General features: G+C 72.7%; 10 protein-coding genes. 3 read left to right on the forward strand and 7 right to left on the reverse strand.

Translation table 11 applies throughout. From position 1 onward, the window contains the following. Positions 1-2: 2 nt before the first annotated feature. The 7 genes from ACFWGZ_RS34705 to ACFWGZ_RS34735 form a co-directional block, all read right to left on the reverse strand. A complete protein-coding gene (locus ACFWGZ_RS34705) occupies positions 3-179 on the reverse strand; it encodes a CsbD family protein (RefSeq protein WP_382455815.1) in 177 nt (58 codons plus the stop codon). 252 nt (positions 180-431) lie between these two features. Continuing rightward, complete coding sequence (locus tag ACFWGZ_RS34710; RefSeq protein WP_382455816.1) at positions 432-3,110, reverse strand: ATP-binding protein; 2,679 nt, start codon at positions 3,108-3,110, stop codon at positions 432-434. Between the two features lie 24 nt (positions 3,111-3,134). Beyond that, a complete protein-coding gene (locus tag ACFWGZ_RS34715; protein ID WP_382455817.1) occupies positions 3,135-3,818 on the reverse strand; it encodes a DUF2306 domain-containing protein in 684 nt (227 codons plus the stop codon). 154 nt (positions 3,819-3,972) lie between these two features. Beyond that, a complete protein-coding gene (locus ACFWGZ_RS34720) occupies positions 3,973-4,617 on the reverse strand; it encodes a dihydrofolate reductase family protein (RefSeq protein WP_382455818.1) in 645 nt (214 codons plus the stop codon). A gap of 141 nt (positions 4,618-4,758) precedes the next feature. Continuing rightward, positions 4,759-5,430: an AIM24 family protein gene (locus ACFWGZ_RS34725; protein ID WP_382455819.1), complete on the reverse strand. Its 672-nt coding sequence runs from the start codon at positions 5,428-5,430 to the stop codon at positions 4,759-4,761. Between the two features lie 19 nt (positions 5,431-5,449). Then, positions 5,450-6,805 (reverse strand): DUF2867 domain-containing protein, encoded by a 1,356-nt coding sequence (locus tag ACFWGZ_RS34730; RefSeq protein WP_382455820.1) that lies wholly within the window; start codon positions 6,803-6,805, stop codon positions 5,450-5,452. An 11-nt stretch (positions 6,806-6,816) separates the two neighbouring features. After that, positions 6,817-7,395, reverse strand: coding sequence for a hypothetical protein (locus ACFWGZ_RS34735; RefSeq protein WP_382455821.1), 579 nt, complete (start codon positions 7,393-7,395; stop codon positions 6,817-6,819). A 90-nt stretch (positions 7,396-7,485) separates the two neighbouring features. Between ACFWGZ_RS34735 and ACFWGZ_RS34740 the strand changes: the two genes are divergently transcribed. The 3 genes from ACFWGZ_RS34740 to ACFWGZ_RS34750 all read left to right on the forward strand — a co-directional run bounded on the left by ACFWGZ_RS34740 (position 7,486) and on the right by ACFWGZ_RS34750 (position 10,527). After that, positions 7,486-8,838: a cryptochrome/photolyase family protein gene (locus tag ACFWGZ_RS34740; RefSeq protein ID WP_382455822.1), complete on the forward strand. Its 1,353-nt coding sequence runs from the start codon at positions 7,486-7,488 to the stop codon at positions 8,836-8,838. Between the two features lie 85 nt (positions 8,839-8,923). Further along, positions 8,924-9,478, forward strand: a complete 555-nt coding sequence (locus ACFWGZ_RS34745) for an RNA polymerase sigma factor (protein ID WP_382455823.1) — start codon at positions 8,924-8,926, stop codon at positions 9,476-9,478. Between the two features lie 29 nt (positions 9,479-9,507). Next, the gene (locus ACFWGZ_RS34750; protein WP_382455824.1) at positions 9,508-10,527 is read left to right on the forward strand and encodes a hypothetical protein; all 1,020 of its coding nucleotides are present in this window, start codon (positions 9,508-9,510) and stop codon (positions 10,525-10,527) included. Positions 10,528-10,564: the final 37 nt, after the last annotated feature.

Consider the following 10,564-nt stretch of genomic DNA (forward strand, 5'->3'; position numbering starts at 1 on the left):
AGTCAGTCCTTCTTGAATGCGTCCTTCACCTTCTCGACGGCCTCCTTCAGGTGGCCCTTGCTCTGCTCCGCGGAGCCCTCGGCCTGCAGGCCGGGGTCGTTCGTCGCGTCGCCAATGCCTTCCTTGACCTTGCCCTTGAGCTGGTCGCCCTTGGCTTCGAGCTTGTCATCGGCACCCATGTTGTCCTTCCCCGACACCTGAACCTCAGGTGCGAACGTCTACAGCTCGGATGCCCTCAACCGGCGCCGGCGACACGTGTTTTTGGCGTTCATCACATCAATCGCTCGATCTCGCCGCGCGCCCAGTGGGAACCGCTGCTCGGGCGGCCGCGGCCGTCACCGCCTCGGCCACGCCGGCGAAGGCGGACGTGCGCGTCGAGCCCCGCCCGCCGATGCGGCTGATTCTCGTCGTGCCTGGTGGGGCCGGTGTCATCAGGACTCGCCGAGCACTCCGGGGTGGTCGCGCAGCTGCCGCCGCGACGTCACGCCGAGCTTGCGGAAGATCTCCCGCAGGTGCGCGTCCACGGTGCGCTTGCTGATGAACAGCTCCGTGGCGACCTCGTTCGACGTCGCTCCCGCCGCCACCAGCCGCGCGACGGCCACCTGCTGCATCGTCAGCTGTTCGTGGGCGGCGGGGGTGGAGCGGCGTTCGACGCGCTGGCCCGCCGCGCGCAGTTCGTCGGCCGCGCGCGCGGCGAAGGCCTCGGCGCCGCACGCCCCGAGGATCGTGTGGGCCGTGCCCAGCTCGCGCAGGGCGTCCTTGCGGCGTCCCTTGCGCCGCAACCACTCCCCGTAGACGAGGTGCGCTCGCCCGAGGTGGGGGCGCAGCGGGGTGTCGGCCAGGCACTCGACGGCCTCGGCGTGGTCGTCCTCGATCCCGGTCACGAGGGCGCGGGCGTACGCCGTGACGCCGCGGGCGAGCGTCGTGCCCGCCGCCTCCGTGCGCTTGGTCAGCGCTTCCAGGGCGCGGGCGGCCTCCGCGTGCTCCTGGCACTTGACGGCCGCCTCGACCAGTTCCGGCAGGGCCGCACCGGTGAGGAAGAGGTCGTTGTGCTCCGTCGCGGCACGGGCGGCGGCCAGCGCGGCCGGGTGCTCGGCGCGGCCGTTGTGCAGCACGGCGGCCGACCAGTGCAGGCTGGCCACGTGCCCGCCGGGGGTGGCGCCCGCGGCGATCAGGTCCAGGGTCTCCTCGCGCCGGCCGCGCAGCGCGGCCAGCTGGAGGCGGTGGTGCAGGAGCCGCGGTTCGCCCACGGCGTCGGCGATCGCCTCCTCCTCGGCCGTCGCCGCCAACGCCCCGCCCAGGTCGCCCGCCAGCGTGGCGGCCGTGGCCTGCTGGGCGTGGGCGAGCTGCAGCAGCAACGGCGAGCCGGACTCGCGGCCCGCCTTCACGAGCCAGTCGGCGATGGTGAAGTGCAGGTCGAAGTCCCACAGCTCGGTGCTGATCATCGACGCGAGCGCCGGGCGGCGGCTCCACAGCGGACCGCCCTCGTCGTGCAGCGCGCCGCGCAGCAGGGGCAGTCCCGCGTGGTGGCCCTGCTCGGCGAGGGTGAGCAGGGCCTCGAGCAGGTCCGGCCGGCTCGGCGCGGGAGCGGAGGCCCTGGCGGCGGTGAGGACCTCGTCGACGACACCGCCGGGGCGGCCGACGACGAAGCTCATCTCGAGCGCGTCGAGGAAGCAGTCGCGCGCCTGGTCGGGGTCCACCGCGGACAGCCGCCGGGCCGCGCTCACCGTCCACGACGGGCCGCTGCCGTCTCCGGGCCTGGTGAAGGCGATCCGGCCGCGCAGCAGGTCGGCGCGGGCGCGCTGGACCTCGTCGAGAGCGGCGTCCTCGACGGTCGCGAGCAGGTCCTCCGCGCGGTCGGCCGCGCCCGCCTCGATGCAGGCCTCCGCGGCGGCCAGCGTGCGTTCGAGCCGGCTGTGCGGGTCCAGCGACAGGGCGACGGCCCGTTCGAGGAACGCGGCCGCCGCGGCGACGCCCCCGCGCGACCGGGCCCGCGAGGCGCAGAGCTCCAGGTCCACCGCGACCTCCTCGTCCGGGCCCGCGCACGCCTGGGCGCGGTGCCAGGCCCGGCGGTCCGGCGCCGTGAGCGAGTCGGTGGCGTCGGCCAGCGCGCCGTGGACCGACCGCCGCACCCCGTCCGGCGCGGCCCGGTAGACCGCGGACCGCGCGAGCGGGTGGCAGAAGCGGATGCGCGCGGTGAACTCGACCAGGCCCGTGGCGGCGGCGTCCGCGCTGGCCGGCGGCACGTCCACGCCCAGCGCCTCCGCCGCGGGCCACAGCAGGGCCGGATCGCCCGTCGGGTCCGCGCTCGCGACGGTTAGCAGCAGCCGCGCCCCGTCGGACAGGTCCGCGAGCCGCGCGCGGAAGTTCTCCTCGATCCGCGACGGCACCGACGCCGCGGCGGGCGGGACGAAACCGCCGGCCAGGGGCAGCTCCAGCAGCGCGAGCGGGTTGCCGTTGGCCTCGGCGACGAGCCGGTCGCGGACCCGGTCGTCGAGCGGGAACGGGTTGCGCGCGGTGAGCAGGGCCTTGGCGTCGTGGTCGCTCAGCCGCCCGACGTCGAGCCACGGCAGCTCGGTCATCTCGCCGGCCGCGGCCGGCGAGCGCAGCGCGAGCACCACGGCGACGGGGTCGGAACCGAGCCGACGGGCGAGGAACGCGAGGGCCCTGGACGAGGCCGCGTCGAGCCACTGCACGTCGTCGACGACGCACAGGACCGGCTGGTCGCCGCTCACGGCAGTGACGAGCTCGAGGACCGCGAGCCCCACCTGGAACGGCTGCGGCGTGCCGCCGGCCAGCCCGAACGCCGTCCGCAGCGCCTCGCGGCGGTGCTCGGGCAGCGCGTCGAGCCGGTCGAGCAGCGGCACGCACAGCTGGTGCAGCGCGGAGTAGGGCAGCTCCTGCTCGAACTCGGACCCGCCCGCCCGCAGCACCTGGAATCCGCCGGCCGCCCGCACCGCGTGCGCCAGCAGCGTGCTCTTGCCGATCCCCGCCTCACCGCCGAGGACCAGCGCCCCGCCCCGGCCCTCCCGCGCGGCGGCGACCAGTTCGCCGACACGGCGCCGCTCGCCGTGCCTGCCGATCATCGCCTCGTCGGTGGGGCCGGTCATGCGTCCATTCTGGCGGGTGGGGCGTCACGCCTCGCCCGCGGCCACCTGCTTGCGCCGGGCGAGCGGCGCGAGGAAGCGCTGCACGATGAAGTACTCGGCCACGAGGACGTTGCCCAGCAACGACATCCACGCGCTGACGGTGTAGACCTCGCGGTACTCGAGCCACGTCACCGAGTTCATCAGCGCGATCAGCGGCAGCTGGTACAGCCGCAGGGTCACCGCGGCGAACGTGAGCGTGTAGTTGCGGATCATCCAGACGCGGTGCAGCTGCACCTCGCCCCGCCGGATCGTGCGGTAGGCCTTGGCGGCGGTGAACAGCCACGCGACGATCAGCACGAAGAACGCGACCTGCAACGCGAACCCGCTCTTGGTCACGGCGGCGGAGTAGACGGCCGCGAGCGAGGCGGCGACGACCGCGACGAGGTAGACCCGGCCCGTCACCCGGTGCAGCCGCGGGTAGCGGGTGCGCAGCTTCGGCACGAACTGCCACGGGCCGGTGACCAGCGCGATGCCCGCGGGCACGGCGTGGATGACGAGGCTCGTGTAGTAGCCCGGGGTGATCCGGTCGAGGCCCGGCACCGTCGTGCCCCCGACCAGGTACGGCGGCACGAAGACGGCGGCCGTGACGAGCGCGAGCACGGCGACGAGCCCCCACCCGAACCACCACCAGCGCCTGCCGGAGTTCCGTGACACGACTGCTGTGGACATGCGTTGGTCCCGCTTCCCTGTGCGAACGATCGAGGAGCCGCGGACACGCAGGCCGCACGTCGCCGGGCTCGGCGAGGGGCTGCGTTCCGCGGCTCGATCCTGATCGCCGGGGGCGGGCGATCGCGTCGGTGCGCGATGCCTACATCCGGTGTGCCTACTTGCGCCAGAACAGGTGGTGGGTCACCCCGCTGGGGCTCGGCACGACGTCGAGGTGGAACCGGTCGAGCAGCTCGTCCGGCGACTTCCACAGCGGCACCCCGTGGCCGAGGTCGACCGGGGCCACCGCCACGTGCAGGGTGTCGATCAGGTCCGCGTCGAGGAACGCGCGGACGGTCGTGGCGCCGCCGCCGATCCGCACGTCCTTGCCCTGCGCGGCCTCCTTGGCGCGTTCGAGCACCTCGGCCGGTTCGGCGTTCACGAAGTGGAACGTCGTGTCGGAGAGGCTGAACGACGGCCGCTCGTGGTGGGTGAGGACGAACACCGGCGTGTGGAACGGCGGCTCGTCGCCCCACCAGCCCTGCCAGTCGTGGTTCTCCCACGGGCCGCGGTGCGGGCTGAACTTGTGGGCGCCCATGATCTCCGCACCGATGTTGTGCGCGAAGTCGCGGGTCAGGTGGTCGTCGAGGCCGCGGCTGCCGCCGGGCTCGGTGCGGTTCGGCCAGCTCGCCGTGGCGCCCGCCCACGCGAACATCGTGCCGGGGTCGGCGTGGCCGAACGGCCGCTCGAGGGTCTGGTCCTCGCCGGCGCCGAACCCGTCGCGCGACACGACGAAGTTCTGGACCTTCACCAGCTGGGTCATGGTGCTTCCTTCCGTTGCGGGTCGACGAGTGGACCGCGGCGGTCGCGCGAACTCATCGGTCCCGGAGGAAGATCATGCTCCCGGAGCGGGGCGGTGGCCACGCGGGCGGAGTCGCCCGCGTGACCACCCCGGGCGGGAGTGCTACTGCGCGGTCGGGACCGGGTGGCCCTCCGACGCCTGCACCACGACGATGCCCTGGCCCTGCAGCGCCAGCTGGTAGGCCTCGCCGGACCCGCGGCCGATCACGGCACCCAGCTTCGCCGTCTTCTTGATCGACGACTGCAGCGAGGTCGACCACAGGACCGCGGACTGCATGTCGACGTACGTCGGCACGTCCACGTTCAGCACGACGGGGGTGCCGTAGGCGGTGACGGCCAGTGCGCCCGTGCCCGTGAACGTCGTGTTGAACAGGCCGCCGCTGAGCATCGACGCGCCCTCGGTGCGGTTGATGTCCCACGTGAGCGTGCTGTCGAACGCGAGGACGTTCTTGCCGTTGACGGTGACCGACTCGTTCTCCAGGTACAGCACGAAGATCTCGTCGGCGTCCTGGGCCAGGAACACGTCGCCGCTGCCCGACACCTTCATGAGCGACATGCCCTCGCCGGTGAAGGCCTTCTTGAACAGCTTGCCGATACCGCCGGCGCCCTCGTAGGCGAAGTCGACGTCGCCCTGGTAGGCGACCATCGAGCCCTGCTTGGCGAAGAAGAACCCGCCGCTGCCGGTGAGGTCCACCTTGAGCATGCGTTCGTTCTGGAGCTGGAAGCTTCCCGGCTCGACGGACCGCTCTTCGTGGTTGAACAGTGAGCTGCGCATGCGGAGATGATGCAGGTGATCATGGTCTGGCGCAGGCTTTTCGGACAATTCCGCGTGCCATCGTGGCGAAGACGATGTCGTGCAAAGGTTTCTGCGTGACCCAGTAGAGCTGGCCGAGCAGGCCGTCGGCGGTGAAGGTGACCTTCTGCCGGTAGCGGGTGCGGTCGCCCTCGCGGTCCACGCGCATGTCGAGCAGGGTGTGGCCGGGCATCTTCATGTCCGCCCGCAGTACGAGGTGCCGCGCCTCGTCGTCGCGGTGCACCACGGTCCAGAAGTCGACCACGTCGCCCTCGCCGACCGCGGGGGCGCGGCCGCGGTACAGGCCGATGCCGCCGAAGAGGTGGTCGATCGCGCCGCGGACGGTCCACACCAGAGGGATCGTGTGCCAGCCGTCCTTGCCGCCCAACGTGGTGACCGTGCGCCACACGTCCTCCGGCGGCGCCTCGGTCAGCACCGTCCGCTCCTCGGTGAACACCTCGCCCTCGGTGTCCTCGGCGGCGGAGGGGATCGCGGCGCGGATCGCGTTGTCCACACTGGTCAGACCGCCGTGCGGGGCGGGCAGCACGTCGGTGACGGGCGGCTCGGTGGTCACCAGGTCGTGGTCCAGCGACTCGAACAGCGGCTCCGCGACCGCCGCGGGCACCGGCGTCACCAGGCCCGCGACCTGGGCGGCGAGCTTGTGCGACCACACCGGGGCGGGCAGCGGCACCCTGACCGGCAGCCGCAGCACGCGGGCGCAGCGCTGCACCAGGTCGAGGTAGCTCAGCTGCTCGGGGCCCAGGACGTCGAAGACGCCGCCGACCGGCTCCGGCAGGCCGGCGGCGGCGACGAGGTAGTGCAGGACGTCGGCGACCGAGACGGGCCTGCTCGTGTTGTGCATCCACGACGGCACGGGCACCCACGGCGTGAGGCGCGCAGAGGAGCGCAGCAGCTCGAAGCTGGCCGAACCGGCACCGATGATCATCGACGCCTGCAGCACGAGTGCGGGCACCCGGCCGGCGGCCACGACGTCGCCCACCTCGGCGCGGGACGCCAGGTGCGCGGACAGGCCGGGGGAGTCGGGGCGAGGGCCGCCGACGTAGACGATCTGGCGCACGGACGCGGCCTCGGCCTCGGCCGCCAGCACGGCGGCGGCCGAGCGGTCCACGTCGGCGAAGTCCGGGCGGTCGAGCGAGTGCACGAGGAAGTACACGACCTCGTTGCCCGCCAACGCCTCCCGTACGGCGTGCGGGTCCGTGGCGTCACCGACGTGCGCCAGCACGTTGGTGGGGAAGAGAGTGGTCTGCGCGCTGTCGCGGACGAGCACGGCCACCTGGTGGCCGTGTTCGAGCAGCCGCGGGACGAGGCGCGACCCGAGGTGCCCGGTCGCGCCCATCACGAGGCACCTCATCGGATGCCGGTCCGGTTCTGCAGCGCGCCGATCTTGGTGCCGTACAGGAAGAACACCGCCATGAACACCTCGATCTGCTGCTGTGACGAGAGCCTGTCGAGGTCGACCGCGACCTCGGTGTCCCGCACGTCCGCCACCTCGGCGAGCCGCCGGTTGAACACCGCCCGCGCCACGTCCTGGCTGCGTTCGTCGACGTCGGCGTGGAACAGCCGGCGCAGGTCGCAGTCGGGCGGCAGCGGGTGGCGGACGAGCTCGGCGGGGTAGCGGGCGTTCATGACGCGCGCCGCCGTGTTGAGCACGTGGGCGACGAGCGTGGCGCCCCTGCCGAAGTGGTCGACCATCGCGACCAGCTCCTCGAGGGTCGCGACGTCCTCCTCGATGCTCACCGGTGTGCTGATGTCGAGGTCGAGGCGCTCCATCGCCATCGCGACGTTCTCGAGGACCTGGTCGGGGTCGACGAGGAGCCGGTCCCCGAGATGAGCGCTCGCACGGTGGTGGTGGGGATCCAGTAACTCCTGCGTCTCGCGGTCCAGGTGCCCGCGGAGCAAGTCTTCGTGGTCGGTCGTCACGCGCATGAACTGCCCGTTTTCGGGCAACCGCAACCGTCCATTCACGAACGGGGGACATCGGGGTTGCCGCCGCGGGGCACCGGGTACCGCTCACCGGTGAGGACCTCGATCGCCCTGTTCACCCGTGACCTGCGGGTCCACGACAACCCGGTGCTGCACGCCGCGTCCACCGCGGACCGGTGCGTGCCGTTGTTCGTGCTCGACGACGCGATCGTCTCGTCCTCGTTCTTCAACGCCAACCGCGCGGCGTTCCTCACCGACTGCCTGGCCGATCTGGACGCGGCGCTGCGCGACCGCGGCGGCCGGCTGGTGGTGCGCAGGGGCAAGCTCGCCGACGAGGTCGCGAAAGTCGTCCGCGAGCTGGACGTCACCGAGGTCCACGTCGCCGCCGACGTGAGCCGGTACGCCCGCCGCCGCGAGGAGGCCCTGCGCGAGCTGGGCGCCGACCTGCACGTGCACGACGCGTCGATCAACGCCGTCCCGCCGCTGTCGCTCACCCCGTCCGGCGGCGGCGACCACTTCGCGATCTTCACCCCGTACTTCCGCAAGTGGGAGACCGTGCAGCGCCGGGGCGTCCTGCGGGCGCCCGCGAAGCTGACCGTGCCGGACCTCGCGGGCGACCTGCCGAAGCGCCTGCACCGCGGCACCACGTCGCCCGACCTGGCCGAGGGCGGCGAGACCGCCGGCCGCAAGCTGATGACGAGCTGGGTCCGGTCCGGGGTGGACGACTACGCGGAGGTGCACGACGCGCTGGCCGACGACGCCACCTCGCGCCTGTCGCCGCACCTGCACTTCGGCACGGTGTCGGTGACCGAGCTGCTCGACCGCGTCGGCACCGGCTCCGAGGGCGCGCGGGCCTACACCCGCCAGCTCGCGTGGCGCGACTTCCACCACCAGGTGCTCGCCGCGAAGCCCGATTCCGCCACGAAGGACTACCGCACGCGTGACGACCGGTGGCGCCGCTCGGACCGCGACTTCGAGGCCTGGCGCGACGGCCGCACCGGCTACCCGATCGTGGACGCGGCGATGCGCCAGCTCGCGCGGGAGGGCTGGATGCACAACCGCGCCCGGCTGATCGCTGCGAGCTTCCTGAGCAAGACCCTCTACCTCGACTGGCGGCGCGGCGCCCAGCACTTCATGGACCTGCTGGTCGACTGCGACCTCGCCAACAACCAGATGAACTGGCAGTGGGTGGCGGGCACGGGCACCGACACCCGCCCGAACCGCGTGCACAACCCACTGGCCCAGGCGGCCCGCTACGACGCGGACGGCGCGTACGTGAAGCGCTACGTGCCCGAACTGGCCGACGTCGACCCGAAGCACGTCCACGAACCGTGGAAGCTCTCCGAGGACGAGCGGGACGCGCTCGACTACCCGCCGCCGATCGTGGACCTGAGCGAGGCCGCCGATCGGTTCGCCGCGGCACGAGGACTGCGCCGGCACCGCTGACCTGCGGGTTTCGTGCAACCTGAACACTTCGGCCGCGCGTGGGCAAAGACGGGGTGCAAGGGCGGAGCGAAACCCGAGGAGCACCATGGCGTCAGACGCGGAACTGATCGGAAGATCGCTGCGCGGAGACACCGGCGCCTTCGTGGAGGTGATCAGCCGCCACGAGACCGCGATCGGGAACTACCTGGCGCGCAGGGTGGGGCGGCAGGCCGCCGAGGACGTCCTCGGCGACGTGTGGGTGGCGGCCTACGAGTCCCGTGCGAGCTACGACCGGTCCTACCCCGAGGCCCGGCCCTGGCTCTACGGGGTCGCGCTGAACAGGCTGCGGCGGCACTGGCGGTCCGAGCCGCAGGAACAGCCGGCCCCGGACCTGAGCGCGGTGGTGAGCGGCTGGGACCCGTGGCCCGCGGTGGACACCCGCGTGGACGCGCAGGCGTCGCTGCGCAGGGCGCTGGCCCGGCTCAAACCCGAGGAGCGGGAGGTGCTGGGGCTGGTCGCGTGGGAGGACCTGACCGTCGCCGAGGCGGGACGGGTGCTCGCGATCCCGGCCGGCACGGCCCGCCGCCTGCTGCACCAGGCGCGCAAGGCGCTGAGACAGGCCCCCGAGGTGGCCGCGCTGCTCCGAGTCCCGACGACGTGAGAAGACGACTCATGGATGAGATGGACCTGATGACGAAGCTGAGTGACGTGCCCGCACCGAGTCCGGAGGCCTACGACCGCGCCCGTGCGGCTCTGCACGCGGCGATGGCGGAACCCGCGGACGTCGTGGTGATGCCGAAGAAGAGATTTTCCTGGCCCAGAGTGGGCATTGCCGTCGTGGGCGCCGCGGCCGTCGCGGTGGCCGCGGTGATGGTGACGACGGGCGGCAGCACCCCGGACACCCCGACGCAGGCGGCGCCGCCGGTGGTCGAGTCACCGCTCGTGAAGCTCGCCTCCGACCTCGAGGCGGCGCCGCTGACCGGTGACTCGTCGCTGATCGTCGGCGAGAAGATCGCGAAGGACAAGTCGCGGCACGAGTACTACACCGTCTACACCGACGCCGGCCAGGTCTTCCGGGGCGACTCCGCGCAGACCCTGGCGACCGCGGTCGTCAAGAACCAGGACGGCGCCCAGCCCTACGAGCGGAACCTGCTGGCGGCGGCCCGGCTCGCCGCGACCGGTGACGTCGAGAAGGCCAAGGTGGCGATGCTCACGGCCGGGGCCAACCCCCTGGGGATCGGGATGAGCCAGGCCGACGCGGAGAAGGTCTGGGCGGACGGCCACGCGAAGATGGCCGAGGCGTTCCGCAAGGTCGGCAAGGAGCTGCCTCCCGCTGGACCGCGTCCGACCGGCGCGGAGCTGGAGAAGCTCATCTCCAGCCACCTGTTCAGCGGCTCCACGCAGGCGCTGGACCTGGGCGCGTCCAACCCCGAGGTGCGCGCGGGGGTGCTGAAGCTGCTCGCGACCGTCGAGGAGGTGACCGTCGCCGAGACCGAGGTCGGCGGTCAGCGGGCGTTCACCCTCACCGCCGGCTCCGCCATCCAGGGCGCCAACGGCTCCGCGATGCTGACCGTCAACGCCGGCAACGGTCTGCCGATGAGCCTGGAGATCATCCCGGACAAGGCGTCGGCGACGCCGTCGGAGCAGGTGAAGGTCGACTACCGGTCGTCCCGCGTGAACCTCGCCGACGTGGCGGCGGGCAAGATCTGACCCCGCTGCCGCACTGCCGGTGGGAGGTCCCACCGGC

The organism is Lentzea sp. NPDC060358 (assembly GCF_042725365.1).
Classification (GTDB): domain Bacteria; phylum Actinomycetota; class Actinomycetes; order Mycobacteriales; family Pseudonocardiaceae; genus Lentzea.

What these genes read in the sequence shown, in the direction of transcription:
- ACFWGZ_RS34705 (WP_382455815.1), bottom strand. Translation starts at nt 179, where the DNA reads ATGGGTGCCGATGACAAGCTCGAAGCCAAGGGCGACCAGCTCAAGGGC.
- ACFWGZ_RS34710 (WP_382455816.1), bottom strand. Translation starts at nt 3,110, where the DNA reads ATGACCGGCCCCACCGACGAGGCGATGATCGGCAGGCACGGCGAGCGG.
- ACFWGZ_RS34715 (WP_382455817.1), bottom strand. Translation starts at nt 3,818, where the DNA reads ATGTCCACAGCAGTCGTGTCACGGAACTCCGGCAGGCGCTGGTGGTGG.
- ACFWGZ_RS34720 (WP_382455818.1), bottom strand. Translation starts at nt 4,617, where the DNA reads ATGACCCAGCTGGTGAAGGTCCAGAACTTCGTCGTGTCGCGCGACGGG.
- ACFWGZ_RS34725 (WP_382455819.1), bottom strand. Translation starts at nt 5,430, where the DNA reads ATGCGCAGCTCACTGTTCAACCACGAAGAGCGGTCCGTCGAGCCGGGA.
- ACFWGZ_RS34730 (WP_382455820.1), bottom strand. Translation starts at nt 6,805, where the DNA reads ATGGGCGCGACCGGGCACCTCGGGTCGCGCCTCGTCCCGCGGCTGCTC.
- ACFWGZ_RS34735 (WP_382455821.1), bottom strand. Translation starts at nt 7,395, where the DNA reads ATGCGCGTGACGACCGACCACGAAGACTTGCTCCGCGGGCACCTGGAC.
- ACFWGZ_RS34745 (WP_382455823.1), top strand. Translation starts at nt 8,924, where the DNA reads ATGGCGTCAGACGCGGAACTGATCGGAAGATCGCTGCGCGGAGACACC.
- ACFWGZ_RS34750 (WP_382455824.1), top strand. Translation starts at nt 9,508, where the DNA reads ATGACGAAGCTGAGTGACGTGCCCGCACCGAGTCCGGAGGCCTACGAC.